At 48.6% G+C, this 18541-nt stretch carries 21 protein-coding genes and 1 tRNA gene; 6 read left to right on the top strand and 16 right to left on the bottom strand.

Annotated features, from left to right (window positions below; genetic code table 11):
• Positions 1-86: 86 nt before the first annotated feature.
• Positions 87-160: transfer RNA gene (locus tag HMPREF2909_RS02130), tRNA-Arg, on the bottom strand.
• A 177-nt stretch (positions 161-337) separates the two neighbouring features.
• On the opposite strand from HMPREF2909_RS02130, the gene HMPREF2909_RS02125 reads away from it, so the two are divergent.
• Entirely contained in the window at positions 338-979 is a 642-nt protein-coding gene (locus HMPREF2909_RS02125) for a CYTH domain-containing protein (RefSeq protein ID WP_071415049.1), read from the top strand.
• A gap of 42 nt (positions 980-1021) precedes the next feature.
• Here HMPREF2909_RS02125 and HMPREF2909_RS02120 read toward each other — a convergent pair whose 3' ends face one another.
• The 3 genes from HMPREF2909_RS02120 to HMPREF2909_RS02110 are packed head-to-tail and all read right to left on the bottom strand — an operon-like array spanning position 1022 to position 4226.
• Positions 1022-1987 (bottom strand): co-chaperone YbbN, encoded by a 966-nt coding sequence (locus HMPREF2909_RS02120; RefSeq protein WP_148130837.1) that lies wholly within the window; start codon positions 1985-1987, stop codon positions 1022-1024.
• 7 nt (positions 1988-1994) lie between these two features.
• A complete protein-coding gene (locus HMPREF2909_RS02115) occupies positions 1995-2996 on the bottom strand; it encodes a DUF8094 domain-containing protein (RefSeq protein WP_071415047.1) in 1002 nt (333 codons plus the stop codon).
• A 3-nt stretch (positions 2997-2999) separates the two neighbouring features.
• Positions 3000-4226 carry a hypothetical protein gene (locus HMPREF2909_RS02110; protein WP_071415046.1) on the bottom strand — a complete coding sequence of 409 codons (1227 nt, stop codon included), beginning with the start codon at positions 4224-4226 and terminating at the stop codon, positions 3000-3002.
• Between the two features lie 169 nt (positions 4227-4395).
• Between HMPREF2909_RS02110 and HMPREF2909_RS02105 the strand changes: the two genes are divergently transcribed.
• Positions 4396-5373, top strand: coding sequence for an FKBP-type peptidyl-prolyl cis-trans isomerase (locus tag HMPREF2909_RS02105; protein WP_071415045.1), 978 nt, complete (start codon positions 4396-4398; stop codon positions 5371-5373).
• A 56-nt stretch (positions 5374-5429) separates the two neighbouring features.
• Here HMPREF2909_RS02105 and nrdH read toward each other — a convergent pair whose 3' ends face one another.
• From nrdH to HMPREF2909_RS02050, 12 genes are all read right to left on the bottom strand, one after another.
• Positions 5430-5663: a glutaredoxin-like protein NrdH gene (nrdH, locus tag HMPREF2909_RS02100; RefSeq protein WP_021617787.1), complete on the bottom strand. Its 234-nt coding sequence runs from the start codon at positions 5661-5663 to the stop codon at positions 5430-5432.
• A gap of 153 nt (positions 5664-5816) precedes the next feature.
• Positions 5817-6536: an endonuclease NucS gene (gene nucS, locus HMPREF2909_RS02095; RefSeq protein WP_021617785.1), complete on the bottom strand. Its 720-nt coding sequence runs from the start codon at positions 6534-6536 to the stop codon at positions 5817-5819.
• A 625-nt stretch (positions 6537-7161) separates the two neighbouring features.
• Entirely contained in the window at positions 7162-7434 is a 273-nt protein-coding gene (locus HMPREF2909_RS09015) for a hypothetical protein (RefSeq protein WP_148130780.1), read from the bottom strand.
• Positions 7435-8034: 600 nt separating this feature from the next.
• A complete protein-coding gene (locus tag HMPREF2909_RS02090) occupies positions 8035-8316 on the bottom strand; it encodes a F0F1 ATP synthase subunit epsilon (protein WP_071415044.1) in 282 nt (93 codons plus the stop codon).
• Positions 8316-9773, bottom strand: coding sequence for a F0F1 ATP synthase subunit beta (gene atpD / locus HMPREF2909_RS02085; RefSeq protein WP_071415043.1), 1458 nt, complete (start codon positions 9771-9773; stop codon positions 8316-8318). The genes HMPREF2909_RS02090 and atpD overlap by 1 nt, the downstream gene beginning before the upstream one ends.
• A gap of 10 nt (positions 9774-9783) precedes the next feature.
• Positions 9784-10731, bottom strand: coding sequence for a F0F1 ATP synthase subunit gamma (locus tag HMPREF2909_RS02080; protein WP_071415042.1), 948 nt, complete (start codon positions 10729-10731; stop codon positions 9784-9786).
• Complete coding sequence (atpA, locus tag HMPREF2909_RS02075) at positions 10731-12389, bottom strand: F0F1 ATP synthase subunit alpha (protein ID WP_071415041.1); 1659 nt, start codon at positions 12387-12389, stop codon at positions 10731-10733. Before atpA ends, HMPREF2909_RS02080 begins: the two co-directional genes overlap by 1 nt.
• Before the next feature lie 50 nt (positions 12390-12439).
• Positions 12440-13258, bottom strand: coding sequence for a F0F1 ATP synthase subunit delta (locus HMPREF2909_RS02070; protein WP_071415040.1), 819 nt, complete (start codon positions 13256-13258; stop codon positions 12440-12442).
• Positions 13259-13269: 11 nt separating this feature from the next.
• Entirely contained in the window at positions 13270-13788 is a 519-nt protein-coding gene (locus tag HMPREF2909_RS02065) for a F0F1 ATP synthase subunit B (RefSeq protein ID WP_021617779.1), read from the bottom strand.
• Between the two features lie 36 nt (positions 13789-13824).
• Positions 13825-14055: an ATP synthase F0 subunit C gene (gene atpE, locus HMPREF2909_RS02060; protein ID WP_021617778.1), complete on the bottom strand. Its 231-nt coding sequence runs from the start codon at positions 14053-14055 to the stop codon at positions 13825-13827.
• A 60-nt stretch (positions 14056-14115) separates the two neighbouring features.
• Positions 14116-14934: a F0F1 ATP synthase subunit A gene (gene atpB / locus HMPREF2909_RS02055; RefSeq protein ID WP_021617777.1), complete on the bottom strand. Its 819-nt coding sequence runs from the start codon at positions 14932-14934 to the stop codon at positions 14116-14118.
• A gap of 96 nt (positions 14935-15030) precedes the next feature.
• Complete coding sequence (locus HMPREF2909_RS02050) at positions 15031-16080, bottom strand: homoserine O-succinyltransferase (RefSeq protein WP_021617776.1); 1050 nt, start codon at positions 16078-16080, stop codon at positions 15031-15033.
• A gap of 289 nt (positions 16081-16369) precedes the next feature.
• Between HMPREF2909_RS02050 and HMPREF2909_RS02045 the strand changes: the two genes are divergently transcribed.
• Genes HMPREF2909_RS02045 through HMPREF2909_RS02030 form a run of 4 tightly spaced genes read left to right on the top strand, consistent with a single transcriptional unit; the run spans position 16370 to position 18539 of the window.
• Positions 16370-17059 carry an AzlC family ABC transporter permease gene (locus HMPREF2909_RS02045; protein ID WP_071415039.1) on the top strand — a complete coding sequence of 230 codons (690 nt, stop codon included), beginning with the start codon at positions 16370-16372 and terminating at the stop codon, positions 17057-17059.
• Complete coding sequence (locus HMPREF2909_RS02040; RefSeq protein WP_071415038.1) at positions 17056-17391, top strand: branched-chain amino acid transporter permease; 336 nt, start codon at positions 17056-17058, stop codon at positions 17389-17391. Before HMPREF2909_RS02045 ends, HMPREF2909_RS02040 begins: the two co-directional genes overlap by 4 nt.
• Positions 17392-17403: 12 nt before the next feature.
• Positions 17404-17796, top strand: a complete 393-nt coding sequence (locus HMPREF2909_RS02035; protein ID WP_071415037.1) for an arsenate reductase family protein — start codon at positions 17404-17406, stop codon at positions 17794-17796.
• Positions 17775-18539, top strand: coding sequence for an acetyltransferase domain-containing protein (locus tag HMPREF2909_RS02030; RefSeq protein WP_071415036.1), 765 nt, complete (start codon positions 17775-17777; stop codon positions 18537-18539). Before HMPREF2909_RS02035 ends, HMPREF2909_RS02030 begins: the two co-directional genes overlap by 22 nt.
• Positions 18540-18541 lie beyond the last annotated feature (2 nt).

The following is an 18541-nucleotide window of genomic DNA, read 5'->3' as shown; positions in this document are numbered from 1 at the left end:
ACCTCAACCACAACGCATGAAAACAAAAAATCTCACGACACAACTCCCCTAACTGTAGCGGAACTATGTCGTGAGACATGACAAAGTGGGCCTGAAGGGATTCGAACCCTCGACCTTCTGTACCGGAAACAGATGCTCTCATCCGCTGAGCTACAGACCCATCACATTTTAGTGTAGCAAGCACCCTGTAAACCACATGCAAACTACATGCAAATATGCAAACCTCATGCGATTCGCGGCACCCCGCTGCACACACCCACCGCATACACCCACACCACGCAGCATTCCCCGCCCCCTACAGCGCTTAAGCTACACTAAAAGTAACAAAGGAGGCTCGATGTTAGGTAACCCGATTGATCATTTTGAATATGAACGCCGCTTTTACTGCACTAGCATTCCTGATCATCTTCTTGCAGACGAAAAACCTACTCTTATTGTGCAAAGCTATTTCGTTCATGAAGATAACTACGCATTACGCATTCGTTTGCAGGCTAAAAACGTCCGCATCGATTTAGACGACAACACCGACCCTATGGCTGTTTTAAGTCGTTACCGCGATAGTTTCACCACAGCTTTCCTCACCGCTAAAGGCCCTTCTGTTGGAGGCACTCGTTACGAAGCAGAGAACATCCTTGATCCCGATATTGCTGCCGATCTGGTCTTCCGCGGCGGTAAAGCTATTATTAAAAACCGCTACAGCGTATGGCTGGGAGAAGATGGTTGGAACCTCGATGTTTTTGGAGCAGATAATCATCCGCTTATTATTGCCGAAGTTGAGCGTCACACCCCAGTAACAAACCTTGTTATTCCACGCTTCTGCACGACGGAGATTACCGATCAGGCTCGTTTTTCTAATGATGGATTAGCAAGCCGACCGTTTAGCATGTGGGCGCAAGATTATCAGGAAGAACTCGATAAGATTGGTCCGCTGTTTTTAGATAGTTTCGGACCGAACCGCACGGAAGACGATTTACAGTAAAAATACATAAAAGTGGGGCATCACACTCGATGCCCCACTTCTTTAGTACATAACTGTCATGAGCTTTTGACGCGCTGCTTTTACGCGCGGATCTGCTGCATCAGGAATAGCGAAGTACTCTACGAGACGTTCACGCACAGCAGGCATATCGTCACGATGAGTAGGAATAAAATCAAGCAGACGGTTAAAGGCATCATCTATATGCCCGCCAATCATATCAATATCTGCTACATCTAACTGAGCATTCACGTCATCTGGGTTTTGAGCAGCCTTATCGCGCAGTAATCGCACATCCGAACTACCGTTTCGTGCCAAAAGGAAGCACTTGGCTCGCTCGCAAGCAGCAAGCGCATCGTGAGGATCTCGCTCAACGAGGACTCCATACGCTGCAGCGGCCTGCTCGTACTGTCCAGCAAGCGCTAAATTATGCGCATTTTCATGCTCAGGAGGAATACTTGGCTCAGCCTGCTCCCCAGCCCCAGCACCAGCTTCAGCATCGGAAGAAACCTCACCCACAAAAGGCGCAGAGCCGGTAACTCCGGACTGTTGAGCCATCGCGATAATCTGCGGGAAGAGAGTTTCCTCTAACTGTTGAAGCTCTGTTTCAGTTGGCATCCCCTGCATCAGAGGAATTGGACGTCCTGCTACTAAACCATATAAAGCAGGAACGCCTTGCACACGCAAAGCCTGAACAATCTGAGGATTAGATGCGCCATCAATACGCGCCAACTGGAGTTGACCATTGAACGCAGTCACCATATTTCCCAAAGCGCGTGCAACGTCAAAGAAGCGCTCATCGTCTTGCATCCATACGAGCAGAATAATTGGGAAAATAGAAGACGAATTAATCATCGCCTCAAAACTCGATTCGGTCACATCAATAACGTAACCGCCTGGAGCTGGAGCTCCTCCTTGCTCACCCATAGCAGCATCTGCTTTATGCTTCAAAGACGATAAATCAACTGCTCCAGCCAAAGAAAAACCTGGACGATATTCTTTCTGAGCCATCATACTCCTACTTAGCTTGAACGGATACTGGTTGGCGTTCTGCTCCCACAGCGCGCAACTGAGCGTCGGAAGCTCCTGCAGCAGGAATGTAGAGAGCTACTTCATTCACATACGTTACTTCTAAAGTACCTGTTGCTTCAGCATCGCCAAACAGAGCGGTTTCTCCTTCAGAAGCAGGCATAGATTTACGGTTTCCGCCGGCTGTACGCGTCCATACGGACTTAATCTCACCCACAATCAAAGCACCGCCATCGGCAGTACGCAATACCTTAATATCTTTCGTTTCAGCAGTATATTTCTGAGACTGCGAGCCTTCGTTCTGCTCGACAGCTTTCTGCACGCTTTCCGTAAGCGTTGTTACCTGCTGGCGGAAGGCATCGTCGGCAAAATTCTTGGCGTATTCACTCGAAGAACCCTTTTCCAGAACATCTGCATATTCGCGAAGAACTGCTTCAGGAGTTTTAACGAGACCTTCAGTTTTCGCGTCTCCCTGCTCGCTACCAATAGTGGCAACATTGAACTTTGGCATCTGCACGCCTGAGAAGAGACGCACCAAACCCCAAATCTTGTAATTACTTGTTGCACTATCTTGATTCATCACGAGCAAACGTTGGGACTGCTGCTGGTCAGTAACAGTAGTAATTGCATACAAAGTGCGCGACCAGCTTGCCGATGTGCTCACAACTGACTGGCTGAGGGAATCTGGGATAGTCGCAGAAGAATCGAGCTTATTGTTCTTCTGAGCAATAGTGAGCTGACTGGTACGTACTTGTAATGCTGGCCCCTCCATCCGCGCCTTTAAGGCATTTACGTCACGGTCGGAGTCCGCCTTAGAAATAGTCTTAATAATTTCTTGACGAATACGATTTTCCTGATCAGTTGTTACTACAGGGGAATCAGATGGATCTTCAGATGCCTTTGGACTTGGAGTACATGCTGCCAACGAAGCAATGGTAAGCATGCCGAGAACGAAAGCAGAAGCGCGTTTCATGGTTTGACGAATTTTCATGTTTTACTCCTCATCACCTTGATCTGTAGCGCTCTGACCAGATGGATCAGTTGTACTGCCTGAAGGAGCTTCAGTAGCCGCGTCACCAGATTGAGAACGATCTTCTATAGCCAAACGAGCAAAGTATTCTAAGAGCTCTTCACCAGACAAATTGGTTTGAGTATCTTCGCCTACGGCAGATGCTGCAGGACGGTTAATAACCGCTGGGGACCATGCAGTATCATTTGCTCCAGCACCGGTAGAAGCAACGAGATTGACGGAACTTGGATCAACAATAATTGGTTTGTTCGTCTGCTCGTTTTCTGCTGAGACAGATGGCTCTGACGAGGCTCTGTTTTGATCCGTGCTTTGATTTTTCTTTGATTCGAATAGCTTGCCAAATACACCTTGCTTACGTGTGCGGTGCGTAATACCGGAGGTGCTCTTCTTCTGATACGGCACGTATGGCGTATCTATACCAGGTACGCCCTCTTGTGCAGCACCAGTCTGACCAGCTGCGGCAGCTGCTGCAGCCGCTTCTTCACGTGCTTTCTTGCGACGCTGAGAACCGAATGGATCGTCGCCAGCCAACCAAGTGAAGCTCAAAATAGCGAGCACTGCCAGCACAGCTGAAGCACTAAACCATGGAGCTGATGTATTAGGAAGCGTGCTGCGCATCCATTGCAAACGTATAGAAGAAATAGAACTTGGAGAATGCATAACAACACGCTGATTGCCCTGCACTCCTGTTAGGCGCAAAGTTGCTGTACGCTCTGCGCAGTTTACCTGACTCCACAAGTCGGATTCACCCATGTCAACTGCATCTTTAGCTGCTTGACCGCTTTTAGCAACAGTTTGAGTGCTCAGCTGAGACCAAGACTTTAAGCCAGACACCACTGTGTATGCAACGCCTTGAGCTTTCATCCATGCATCTACATCTGTGGATCGACCTACTGCAACGCACACAGTACGCTTATCGGCATTCTCATCACCTGTTACAGCTTTTGCACGCTGAGCAGCAGTTTCTTTAATAGTGGCGGTAATCAACACTTCATCGTCCACCATATTAGCTACGCCAGGATTAGTTACCACATATGTAGACGAGGTAGTAGCCGTTGCTGCCGACACTTTACTTGGCTTGAATATAGTGAGGTTCAGCACTGCCATTACACATGCAGCCACAGCTAACACAATACACAGAGGAGCAATAAATACACGCATCACTTTTTTACGTGTCCACGAATTTTTCATGCAAAGCTCCTTTTACAAGTCAGTATGAGTTATTCTGCACGTACCAACCGCATATGTGCGCGGCTTTCTGTAACAGTTTAAGTCTATTTCTCCAGTCATAACCTATCTATTCTACATGGACAGAGTAGAAATATCTATTTTTGACGTGCCCATTCATTAAAGTTGACGTATGCATATACATAAATTATCTCTTATTCGACGCATCGTCGCAGTTGTCTCGACTCTCTTGTTTGTAGGCTCTGTAGCTGCTTGCGGTTCCAGTTCCTCTAGCTCATCCAGCGATACAGGCTTCACGGAAATGACAGGTGTTACTGCTAAAGGCAAGCTGGGAGAAAAGCCAACGATTTCTTTTAAAACGCCTTTTGAGGTAGTAAACAATTCGTATCAGATTGTGCAAAAAGGCGACGGAGACGCTCTGAAAGATGGTCAGAAACTGTGCGTGCAGCAGATTATTTTTGATCCTAAAACCGGCAAAGAAGTGCAGTCTACATGGGAAACTGGTCCTAATTGCACTGCTACCCTCTCCTCCGCTAATATGCAGCCAAACTTCTACAAGCTGTTTAAATCTTTAAAGGTTAATTCCACGGTTGTTATGGGCATTACCTCCCAAAGCTCCTCGAGCACAACAAGCTCGTCTAGCTCTAGTGAGTCAAAAGTAACCGCTTATTTGATGGCTTTAACTATTGCAAGTGCTAAGACTATTCCATCTCGCGCGGAAGGTACGAAGGTAGAAAATATTGATCCTTCCTTACCAAAGATTACTTTGGCTAAGAATGGTGCTCCAAGCATTAATGCTTCTGATTTGAAGAACTATAAGTCAGATGGTCAGCTCAAAGTGCAGACCTTGATTGAAGGTACGGGTGCTACCGTAACAGAAAAGAGCACGGTTACTGCGCAGTATACTGGTTGGGTTCTGGGCGGCGACGCTAAGAAACCTTTTGATAGTTCATGGACGCGCGGTTCCTCTGCTACTTTTAACTTACAGCAGGTTGTGAAGGGATGGACGCAGGGATTAGCTGGACAGAAGGTTGGTTCCCAAGTTCTGCTGATTATTCCTCCTGATTTGGGTTATGGCTCTACTGCTCAGAAAAATATTCCTGCAAATTCCACTTTGGTCTTTGTTGTTGATATTTTAGACGCTCAGTAAAACAGTAAAATAAAAGGCTCGGATACAGCATCCGAGCCTTTTTCTATATCTAAAACTTAAGCGTTAATAGTCTGTGCTACCTTCTTGAGCAAATCTGGACGGTAACCGCTCCACGTTTCTTCACCTGCAACCACGACAGGTGCTTGCATGAAACCCTGAGCCTTGAACTTTTCTAAAGCATCTGCATCCTGCTCAAGGTTAATCTCTGTATACTCAACGCCCAACTTAGCGAGTTGACGCTTTGTAGCGTTGCACTGAACGCAGTGAGACTTGGAGTAAACAGTAACCACGATAAACCTTCTTTTAGCTTTCTTAAAACAACTGACTACTAAGAATACTGTTTTCCCTCAATTATGGCAAACCACTAGACACGCCAAACATTTCAAGGCAACACCCCTAGATATGGTGCTTTTGTGGTTTTATTCACACATAATCTTCGAATCTTAAAACAGCATTAACTCCTCTGATTCCGAGCCTTTCATGTCATCATAATCTAAAATCAAACATTCGAAACCGCGGTCTTGCGCCAAAGTTCGTGCCTGCGGAGTAATAGTCTGCGCAGCAAAAATCCCTCGAACTGGTGTCAGCAAAGGATCTCTATTGAGTAACTCACAGTATCTCGTCAACTGTTCAACGCCATCAATCCCACCGTGACGTTTAATTTCAATCGCAACATGTTCTCCCTCACCATCAATCGCCATAATATCTACAGGACCAATGGCTGTTGGATACTCACGACGCACTAAACGCATACCTTCTCCAGCGCGCTCAATCTGCTCGGCAAGATACTTTTGTAAATGCGCTTCAACGCCGTCTTTATCGAGACCGGGGTCTTCTCCTAACTCAAACTCTGTATCAGAGAGTACCTCCCACAAAGCAATGCGTAAAACATCATTACTCTTCTCAGCAGATATCTGAATATAGGAAGGAACATTTTCGTATCCCATATCTTCAGATATGCGCTCATAGCGCGGATTATATGCATCAATCTCGCGCAATGTACATGGAGCTGCCATCCAGTTCAGCGGTTTATACGAGCCCAACTCAGAAAAAATTAAGCATGATTGGTCGGACTTAATCATAATGACGCGCTTAGCTCGAGGAAGAGACGCATTCAAGCGCCCGGAATACAGAGCAGAACAGTCAGCCACAATAATTCTCATGCGCTCTAGCGTAAAGCACAGCGCCAACAAAATACGAGGGCAACGCTTTATGGGTCTTTATGATGCCTTATATAACTTGTACGGCTGTATGAATGTGTGACTGTCCGTCTGTACAGCAGTTATGGTTTATATGACATGCTTATAGTTTGCAATGTTGTATCTTTAACGCTCGGCACGTAGCGTAAAACTTACAACCGTGAGAGTGCTTTGAAAGCGGGAGTAACGCAGGTTTCCTGTGCTAGGTTTTACGTCTCCTCTCACGTGTAAAGGATAAAGCTGGAAAAGGGAGCAAAACTAAGCTGATTTTCCTGTTAAGTTTTACGCCTATGCTCAGACGTAAAGACCACCACAAATGTGAACGTCCATGTGATCTCTTTTCTGTGTTTTTGCTTCATGCACGAATACAAGTGTGAAAGATAAAATGAAAATGGCTTCACAATCAAGGAAAATCGCCGAGGCCATTGCGAATTCTTCGGATTTAGCAGGGGTTTGTAGGTTTGTAGGTGCGTGAAAGTTGTGAGCGTGGTGCGCTGACAACTTCTACGTCCACTTTTTACAGTGTTGAAGTCCTCGTTGGGAGAGTGTCAGGAATTTTGTGTAGGTGGCTGGTTGCCCTATGGTGATTTTATTGTTTGTTTTCAAGAATCGTTGCAGTGGCGTGACCTTGCGATGTGGCCGATTCCTTGGGATTGTTCTTCTTTGTTTTAGTGCTGGTTGGTTGACCATGCTTGCTGTGAGTGTTCTGCCTGTTATGAGACAAGGAGCGTTCAACGTGTCTTGTCTCACCATATGCCGATTGGCAAAACTGAGAAGGAGACGCACAATCGTCACCCGTCATCACCGCGACATAATCAAGCTCTTGTGTCGCCAATAAAACCACATACACAAAATCTGACACGCTCTAACTATGAGGTCTTCAGCTTTCCTTTTTCTCGTATAACACATACAACTATAAGAGGTATTACTCTTCTTTAAGAGTGCCGCATGGCAACACACTGCTCCCAGTGAAGCTGCGTTGAACGTGTCATGTCTGGGAACAGGAAAAGAAGCAATAATCGAGCTGAAATGTGCTCCCAGTAGAGCCACGTTCAACATGTCATGTCTGGAAGCATACGAATCCGCATACCCACAGCGGGTACACGCTCATCAAATGTCACCTCACAGATATGGCTTGCCGAAAACCCTGTCACTTACGCACCGTTACATAATCAACACCTGTGACAGCGAGCCAAAACCAACAAAACTACATACACAAAAACTTGACACCCTCCTCGTTGGCGCGTGAAACATGGAACGCTATACCACAGCACGTTTCACGAAACACTCGCCCACTCGCTCTTATCTGTCGGAATAATCCGAAGAATAAAACCCAATCAATAAAAAACTCGCACAGCCGAGAATAAGAGAATTCGAAAATACGAAATTCATATAATCTCAGCTGCGCGAGTTCAACAAAGTTCAAAGTCCGTACACTACAAACTGCCGAACCTATCAAGCGCTAGAAGGTCTCGTCAACCCCCACGGTCAGAGTATTCTCTTCGAAAGACAGGAAGCCTGCCTTTACGTTGAAAGTCTCCTTATCCTGAGCATCCGTGGTAACTGTAACGACGCCTTCGCCCACCAAAGCAAGCACAGGCTCATGGTCTGGCAAAATACCCATGTAACCTTCCATAGTTGGAACGACTACAGAGGTAGCAGTGCCACTCCATAACGGCTTGTCTTCGGAAATAATATGCACGTCCATAGTGCGCCCAGCACGAGCGCCACCAGATGCAGCCATTACGCCAATTCCTTCTGCATGTCGTGCCACTTAGCTTCGAGGTCATCAATACCACCGATGCCAGTAAAGGCCTGCTCAGGAATATGGTCATACATACCGTCGCAAATGCGCTTAAAGGCTTCAACGGTCTCATCAGCAGATACGTAGGAACCTGGACGACCGGTAAACTTTTCTGCCACGTAGAAGTTCTGACCGAGGAACTGCTCGATACGACGAGCGCGCGCTACGGTGGTCTTATCTTCTTCGGACAGTTCATCGATACCAATCAGAGCAATAATGTCCTGAAGTTCCTTGTTACGCTGCAAAATAGCCTTAACGCGGTTTGCGGTCTCGTAATGAGCCTGGCCCACATAACGAGGGTCAAGAATACGAGAGGTAGAGCTCAACGGATCTACTGCTGGGTAAATACCCTTAGCTGCGATGTCACGAGCAAGCTCGGTTGTTGCATCCAAGTGTGCGAAGGTGGTTGCAGGAGCAGGATCGGTGTAGTCATCTGCTGGCACGTAAATTGCCTGAAGCGAGGTAATAGAGTGACCGCGCGTAGAGGTAATACGCTCCTGCAAGGCACCCATTTCGTCAGCCAAGTTTGGCTGGTAACCTACTGCAGAAGGCATACGACCGAGCAGAGTGGACACCTCAGAACCTGCCTGAGTAAAGCGGAAGATGTTGTCGATAAAGAGCAACACGTCCTGGTTCTGTACGTCGCGGAAGTACTCAGCCATGGTCAAAGCAGTTAACGGCACGCGCAAACGGGTACCTGGCTGCTCATCCATCTGACCGAACACAAGCGCGGTCTTTTCGAGAACGCCTGCTTCTTCCATCTCGCCGATCAAATCGTTACCCTCACGGGTACGTTCACCAACGCCAGCGAATACAGACACACCACCGTGGTTCTGGGCAACGCGCTGAATCATTTCCTGAATCAAAACGGTTTTACCCACACCAGCACCACCGAACAGACCAATCTTTCCACCCTGTACATAAGGGGTGAGCAAATCGATAACCTTAATACCGGTTTCGAACATTTCGGTCTTGGATTCGAGCTGATCGAAGGCTGGAGCATTGCGGTGAATCGACCAGCGTTCCTTCACCTCGATCTTCTCGTCTAGCTTAGCGTTCAAAATATTGCCGGATACGTCGAATACGTGTCCCTTGGTTACATCGCCAACTGGCACCTCGATAGGGCCGCCAGTATCGGTAACAAGAGAGCCACGCACCAGACCATCGGTTGGCTTCAAAGCCACAGCGCGCACGATGGAGTCGCCCAAATGCTGTTCGACCTCCAAAGTAATGGTTGTAGCGCTCGAGCCTTCTTCGCCCTGTACACCGTCGATAGTAACGGTTAGAGCGTTGTAAATCTCTGGCAAGCGTCCAAATGGGAACTCAATATCGATAACTGAGCCCTGGACTCGAATAATACGGCCTTGTGCAGGGGCATTATTTTCAGTTTCTGCCATGTGCGGCCTCCTATTCTTCCTCGTTGTTCAGTGCATCAGCACTGCCGATAATTTCGGTAAGTTCTTGGGTAATCGAAGCCTGACGGGAAGCGTTGAGCTTGCGCGTTAACTCCTCTACGAGGCTTCGAGCATTATCCGTAGCAGTGTGCATAGCATTTTGCCTACAAGCTGTTTCAGATGCCGCTGCGGTAAGTAGACATTCATGAATACGTGATTGCAGATACTTTGGCAAGATATGATCGAGCACCTCTTCCGCGCTTGGCTCGAAAGAGTACAGCGGATACGAGCTATGACCGAAGGTCGTTACTGAGTTCGACGACATCTTCTGTTTATCGGCCACGCCCTCATAGCTATCGTCTACCAGCTCCACTTCTACCGGAAGCATGCGAATAATACGCACCTTCTGGGTAACCATGTTAATGAATTCGGTAAAAACGATATAGAACTCGTTTACGCCGCCTTCACGCGCTGGCTTCATATATGCTTTGTACAGTTCTTCACTGATTTTTTCTGCAATATCTACCCCAGGAGCGTCAGTATGACCTTCCCACGTAGCTGCTACGTCACGACCGCGGTACTTGTAGTACGAGACACCGCGGCGACCGTAAACGAACAGTTCGGGCTTTTTACCGTCTTCGTCCAGACGGTTAAGCAAGGCTTCTGTTTCGCGGATAATGGAGGAGGTATATGCTCCAGCCATACCGCGATCAGAGGTGAGAGCAAGTACTGCTACTCGATTATTTTCTTCTGATTTGCCCAAGATTGAGTGCTTGAGCACTGTATGAGAAGCCATTGCCTTCACAGCATGGAAGATCGCATCTGAATATGGCTTCGCGGCCAAGGCTACGTCACGAGCCTTGGCAATGCGCGAAGACGCAATCATCTCCTGAGCGTTAAAGATCTTCTCCAACGACTCAGTGGATGCTATGCGTGATTTAAATGCGAGCTGGGAAGCCATTACTTATCTGAGTCCTTTGCCTTGTCCTTAGCCTTGCGTGCAACAAGCTTTTCCTGTTCCACTTCAGCTGGTACGAAACCAGGAGCAGCAGTGTGGTCAATAAGCGGCGTGCCGTCTACCTTCACATAGGTATCGCGATATGCGTCTACTGCAGTAGCAAGCTTCTCTTCTGTTTCGGAAGTAAAGTCGCCGGTTTCGCGAATAACATCGAGAATATCGGTGTTGTGAGCTACGTAGTCGAGCAGTCCCTTTTCGAATGGAAGAACGTCGGCCAACTCGAGATCGTCGAGTTTACCGTGAATACCTGTCCACACGGATACTACTTCCTGTTCGGAAGAGTATGGCGTGTACTGAGGCTGCTTAAGCAACTCGGTTAAGCGAGCACCACGGGTGAGCTGAGCCTTCGATGCTGCATCCAAATCGGAAGCGAACATTGCGAAGGATTCCAAGGAACGGTACTGAGCCAAAGAAATCTTCAAGGTACCAGAAACCTTCTTCAAAGCCTTAGTCTGAGCCGCACCACCCACACGAGACACAGAAATACCTACGTCTACTGCTGGGCGCTGGTTAGCGTTGAACAAGTCGGACTGCAAGAAGATCTGACCATCGGTAATAGAAATAACGTTGGTTGGAATGTATGCAGATACGTCGTTTGCCTTGGTTTCAATAATTGGAAGACCGGTCATGGAGCCGCCACCCAAATCGTCGGATACCTTAGCACAACGTTCCAGCAAGCGAGAGTGCAAGTAGAACACATCACCAGGGTATGCTTCGCGCCCTGGTGGACGACGCAGCAGCAAGGAGATGGAGCGGTATGCTTCTGCCTGCTTGCTTAAATCATCGAAAACAATGAGCACGTGCTTGCCGTTGTACATCCAGTGCTGACCAATTGCAGAACCCGTATATGGTGCGATGTACTTAAAGCCTGCGGAATCGGATGCAGGAGATGCCACGATGGTGGTGTACTCCATAGCACCAGCATCTTCCAAAGCACTGCGCACGGAAGCAATGGTGGAACCCTTCTGACCGATAGCTACGTAAATGCAGCGTACCTGCTTCTTAGGGTCTCCAGACTCCCAATTGGACTTCTGGTTAATAATGGTGTCGATTGCGATTGCCGTCTTACCGGTCTGGCGGTCACCAATAATCAGCTGGCGCTGACCGCGGCCAATTGGCGTCATTGCGTCAATAGCCTTAATACCGGTTGCCATTGGCTCGTCAACTGGATGACGATGCATAACGTCTGGAGCCTGAGCTTCCAGAATACGGCGTCCTTCGCTAGTGATGTCGCCAAGGCCATCGATTGGGCGACCCAATGGATCGACAACGCGACCCAAGTAGCCGTCGCCTACTGGAACGGACAGAACTTCGCCGGTACGACGAACTTCTTGACCTTCTTCGATACCTTCGAAATCACCAAGGACTACCACACCGATTTCGCGTGGATCCAGGTTAAAAGCCAAACCCAAGGTGCCATCGGCAAATGTTAACAATTCATTTGCCATGCAGCCTGGAAGGCCTTCCACGTGGGCGATACCATCGCCTGCCGTCTTAACATATCCAACTTCTTGAGTTGGAGCATTGGACGGAGTGTAGGAATCCACGAATTCGTCTAATGCCTGACGAATCGAGGCGGGATCAATGGTCAAACCTGCCATTTTCACTCCTTATTTGTGTTCTTATTCGCGCGCGTCTGAGTTCTCACGAACTAACCGAGCGTGCGCTGCAAAGCCTTTAATTGTGCTGCTACAGTCGTATCTGTTACGCGCGCTCCGTGCTGGATACGCATACCTCCTATAACGCGGGGATCGACAACGGAATCAATAAATACCGATGTTCCCAGCTTCTTAGAGTATGCGCTGTCTATACGCGAACGCTGTTCTTCGGTGAGCGGCACGGCAGTAATCACTGTTACTACGCGGTCGCCTTCATGGTCCGAAATACGTTCGGTGAGCCAGTTGAGCGCGGAGAGGAAGCGACGACGACGAGGCTGATGCGCCACGTGGTCAATCAAAAACTTCGTTAACGGATGCAGTTCGTCTGTGCGCACTACAGCGTTAAGCAGTCGAGCACGAGCATCCCACGATGCGCGTGTATCCGACAAGCCAGACAGAACTTCTGGTAGATTGAGCAATGCCGAGTGAACGCGAGACAGTTCTGCAGACACCTGCGAGGTAACGCCCTGCGCATCCGCTGCATAAAATACAGCCTCGACTGCAATATCTTCTAAAGAGTTCACTAAATGCATTGTCTTGCTCCAGCGCTTACGCACCAGAGAGCATAAAATCTGCTCAGACAGGTCGTCTACGCGACCGCCGAAAATCGTGTGCACAAGAGCCACACGCTCGTCGGTTGCGCGACCTGGGTCTGTCAGTTCTCGCTGCAAACGAGTATTGTCATCGAGCACAGCAGTAATATCCAAGAGTTGACGTGCTATGTCTAAAGCATGCTCATCTTGCTCCTGGAGGCAGCCAGCCCACGCTTCGCGGGTTAGTCGCGCAGATGCTAATGATGCTTCACCATGCATATGTCACCTCCTTAATGTTCAAGCTCGTTAATAGCGTCGTCAATCATGGACGATTGCACATCGCTACTGGTTAACTTGCTGCCCAAAATCTTGCCAGCAAGAGCTGTAGCAATTGCTCCAACTTCGCCCTTTAAGCTCACCAATGCCTGAGAACGCTGCACTTCAATAGCTTTTTGTGCAGAAGCAGTTACCTGATCTGCTTCTTTTTGAGCGGTCTTCTTGGCGTCTGCAATAATGCGCGTAGCTTCTGTGCGCGCGTCATCGCGGATCTTGGAGGCTTCTGTACGAGCGTTTCGGAGCTGATCTTCGTACTGCTTTTTCTTTTCTTCTGCTTCTGCCTCTGCTTGAGCAGCTCGTTCGAATCCGCCCTCGATTTTATTGGCACGTTCATCAAAAATTTGATTGAACTTAGGCATAAAGAAGAAATAGAAGAAAGCTGCGAGGATGACGAGGATAACAGCTGACCAGAAAAGGTCGTAGCTTTCCGGCAAGAACAGAGCGATTCCGTTTGCTTCTTCTGCTAAGAGCATGTTTCCTCCTTTCCTTTCACGTTGTTTCGGTACAGTTTAGCGAGCCATCATGAATGCTACGAAGCCGAGCAAAGCCAAAACTTCGATAATTGCCAAACCGATGTACATGATCACGTTAAGCTTGCCGGATGCTTCTGGCTGACGAGCAGTAGATTCCAGAGCCTTACCGAACATGATGCCCAAACCGATACCAGGGCCCAGAGCTGCCAAGCCGTAGCCGAGAACAGAGAGGTTACCTGCAACCGCTGCGAGAGTTACGAGATCCATGATTATCCTTTCGTTTAATGTCTGTATGCGTTTGTTACCAAGCGCCTACAAAGTCTATTTTTATTCTTCCCCGAGGCTTTGATTAATGTATACGCAGGAAAGAATGCAGAAGATAAACGCCTGCAAAGCTGCGACGAATATCTCGAAAGCTGTTAAAGCGAAACCGCCAACAAACCAGATAACGCCTACGCCCTTCATTGCAGCCTGCTGGGCTTCAATGATGTAGAAGTTCGACATTGCCAATGTAATAGCCACCAACAAGTGACCAGAAATCATGTTAGCGAAAAGTCGAAGAGTTAAAGAGAATGGTCGAATAATAACAATCTCAAGCAACTGAATAGGCGTGAGCAGAATATAGACAGGCCATGGCACGCCAGCTGGGAACAGTTCTTCCTTAAGGAAGCCTCCCAAACCATGAGAGCTAATGCCAGCAGCCCAATACTGGATTGCGGTCCACAGTGCGAAAACTAAAGGCATAGCAATAGTTGCTGTGGCTGCAATATTTGCGCCTGGAATAATACCGCACAAGTTGAAAACCAAGATGGTTAAGAACATGGTGGTGATCATTGGCACGTACTTCTTGCCGCGCAGTTCGCCAATAATGGCGTACACAATATTATTGCGCACAAACTCAAGCAAGAATTCCACAGCTCCCTGCCAGCGTCCAGGAACAACCTTTGCGCGAGCAGCGGTTAAACCTAAGACCAGCAAGATAAGAGCTGTTGCTACAACGCGCACCAAAATAATGCGGTTCATAGCAAAAGGAGTACCTTGGAAAAGAATGACTGGAGGTAAGAAATCTTTAAGTGACGGAAGTTCCGGCCCGCGTTCGGCTAGAACTCGAGCGGAAAACGCAGCAGCGTTTAATAAACCGTTCATCTTTCGTCTCCTTAGTGCATAGTCTTATGCAAACCCAACTAAGCTTACTCCACTTCACGACATTAGTTCTGTAATATTTACACTATGTGAACAGTGTCATCCCTGAGTGCGGACAGCGTCGCGAACTCCATAGGTAGTGCCCTTAAACGGGGCAAAGTTGTCTTCGCGAGGAGCGCCTGGTTCGTGCTTAATATTGCGGTCGGTACCGAGCTTTCCTTCGGCCTTAAGCCCTGGAATTTCAGTCAAATCGTATGGTGTGGTCTGGTACACCCAGTTGAGCCAGTTACGCCACAGCAAGTTCGCATGCGCACGCCAAGAGAAGAGCGGCGATAGCGTTGGGTCATTATGTGGATAATAATTCTCAGGAAATGGAACATTATCCAAACCACGCTTCATATCGCGCTCATATTCGCCAGCCAAGGTATCGCGCACATACTCCCAGTGACCCAAGATAAAGACTTCCGAGAAATCGCGCGTGGCTATCAAACCCGAGCCAGCGCGTTCTCCGCGCGTAAGCACCTGCAAAGCGGGATGCGCGGCAATCATATCTTCGTCCATACTTGCTACGCGCGAATGAGGTTGCAAGCAAATCTCGTCGAAACCGTTCGTTAAGAAGTTGTACTCGTCTTGTAGCCACTGCTCAAAAACGCCAAAAATCTTACTGGACTCAATGTGCTTTTCGATGCCGTAGCGGTAGTAGAGGCCGGCCATCGCTCCCCAGCACAGATAAACAGTGGAGAAAACGTGGGTTTGTGCCCAATCGATAATGTCTTTGAGCTCGTCCCAGTAGTCAACCTGCTCGAACTCGAGGTGCTCAACCGGGGCACCCGTAATAACGAAGCCGTCGTAATAATTGTCTTTGAGAGCGTCGCGGGTCTCGTAGAACTTAATAAGATGATCGGCGCTCGTGTTCTTCGTCTCGTGCGAGCTGACGCGCATAAAGTCGATGTCTAGCTGCAGTGGTGACTTCGACATAAGGCGCAGAATTTGAGTTTCCGTTTCGATCTTCTTGGGCATGAGATTAAGAATGCACATGCGCAGCGGGCGCACCTGCTGCTCCTGTGCATCACGCGCGCTCATCGCGAAAATGCGTTCGGCGTCGAGAATCTCTTTTGCGGGAAGACCTTCCGGGAATTTAATAGGCATACATACCATTATGTAACAGGTGAGGTACGAATGAGGTATTGGCAATTACGTGGTGAGCCATGCAGCATCCCACACTTCATGCCATACTGCATTCTGGGGCGCAAAAACGGCGCTAAATCTGCCGTGCGTTATACACCGTCGCAGCGCCTCATGCGCCACAGCCCTTAGCACACTTAGCCCCCACCCTCACCTCGTGAGATACCTCTTGTATAGTGCCGAGCAACCGTTAAGATAAGTGTTTTAAGTACGCAGAGAAAGAAAACAGAGAGAAAGAACACCACACAAATCCATGAATTCCAAAATTACGCGCGCCCTCGTCGCCGCATTCCCCCTCACCATTCCTATCGGTTTCGCTTGGTTCTTCCTCGGCGTCTCCTACGGTCTACTCATGGAATCGAAAGGTTTTGCCGTCTGGTACACCGCGTTTATGGCGGCCTTCATTTTTGCGGGGTCTATGGAATTCATTACCGCCGACCTGTTGCTCGGCGCCTTCAATCCGCTGCTTGCCTTCTTTATGGCGCTTATGGTTAACGCACGTCACCTCTTTTACGGTTTGGCGATGCTGCGCAAATATAACGGTGTAGGGCCGAAGAAATGGTATCTCGTATTCGGCATGGCAGACGAAACTTTCGCATTAAATTCCTCCGCTCGTATTCCCGACGGCATCGACCGCGGCTGGTTCTATTTCTGGACGACCGCACTCAATCAGTTCTATTGGGTGGTCAGCGCTGTTTTCGGCTCCCTTATCGGCGCACTTATTCCGTTTAGCACGAAGGGTATTGATTTTATTTTGGTGTCCATGTTCGCCGCGATTTTCTTAGAGGAATGGCTCAGCTCGAAAAAGCACTCCTCTGCTGCTGTGGGCGTGCTCGTGTCGCTCGCAAGCCTGCTGATTTTTGGCCCGAACGCTTTCCTTATCCCCGCTATGGTGGGCATTTTAGCTATTTTTACCGTCATGTACTGGAGGCGCAACCGATGACTATGACCGCTCTTCAAGCCGTTCTCATGATTACCGCGGCAGCCCTTGGCACCATGATTACGCGTTTTCTGCCTTTCCTTGCTTTCCCCGAGAGCAAGCCGATTCCGAAGTTTATTACCTATTTAGGCGAGGTTCTTCCTCTGGCCGTTATGGGCATGCTCGTTGTGTATGCGCTGCGCAATACGCCAATCACGACAGGTGCGCATGGTATTCCTGAGCTTATTTCTTTGGTTGCGCTCGCCCTCGTTCACATCCGTTGGCGAAATCTCCTGGTAAGTATTGGAACGGGAACCGTAGTATATATGGTATTAATCCAAACCATCTTCGCGTAGAAAGGGTCCGCGATGAGCGCTTCATACACCGTTTTGTGTCATCCGCGTTGCTCCACCTGCAAGAAAGCTCTCGCCTGGCTCGATGAGCACAATATCGAGTACACGTGGCGAAGCATTATCGAGGAGAACCCAACAACCGATGAGCTCTCCCAATGGACGGCAGAAAGCAATCTCAGCATCCGTCGCTTCTTTAACACTTCGGGTATGGTCTACCGTTCTGCGCATGTTAAAGATCAGCTTGACGATTGGGAGAAGAACCTCTCGGCCGATCAGGTGCGCGCGCAGGCTGTAGAACTGCTAGCTACCGATGGCATGCTGTGCAAGCGCCCGCTGGTTATCGATGCCGATGGTCATTTTGTTGCGGTAGGTTTTAAGGAGAGCGAGTGGCAAGCAGCACTTCTGTAGAACGCCCGCGATACCTCGTTATCGATTGGCTGCGCGGTTTAGCAGTTATCTGCATGATTGCCTACCACACCGTTTGGGATTTTGTCACACTATGGGAGACTGATTTTTCTGGACCTTGGCATCGCACCCTTTTCGAACCGACGGTCACTTGGATTCCGCAATATATCGGCTTTACTTTTATATTTATTGCTGGTATGAGCTTTACGCTCGGTTCGCGTCACCTTGTTAAAGGTCTGCAGCTGATTGCCTGGAGCGCTGTTATTAGCCTGATTACATGGTTCGCTATTCCCGAAGACCCGGTTCGCTTCGGCGTTCTGAACCTGCTAGGCTGCGGCATGATTGTTTTGTGGGCACTCGACCGCGTTCTGCCAGGACGGGCAAGCACGCTCGGTTTCGTTGTTTCTCTAGCTCTTTACACTTTCTTCTTTGACGCTCAGCGCGGCACTATTTGGGGCATCGATCTGCCCGACGCTTTGTATCGCAACGATGTAACTGCCTTCTTTGGCTTCCCACCGTCGGACTTTATATCCTCGGACTACTACCCTCTTATTCCTTATGTTTTAGTTATGATTGCCGGCTACTGTGCTTTTAATACTCTTGCTCGTACGAACCGCTTAGCGCTTCTATCCGTAGATTACACGGGCGCTCTTGGCCGCGCACTGCGTTGGATGGGTAGGCATTCGTTGATCATTTATCTGTTGCATCAGCCTGTTATATTCGGCGCGCTTTATCTCTTAGAGTAAAA

It is taken from the genome of Alloscardovia sp. HMSC034E08 (assembly GCF_001813415.1).
Taxonomy (GTDB): Bacteria; Actinomycetota; Actinomycetes; order Actinomycetales; family Bifidobacteriaceae; genus Alloscardovia; species Alloscardovia omnicolens.
Note: the sequence above shows the minus strand (reverse complement) of the source record. Positions and strands in the feature narration are given on the sequence as shown.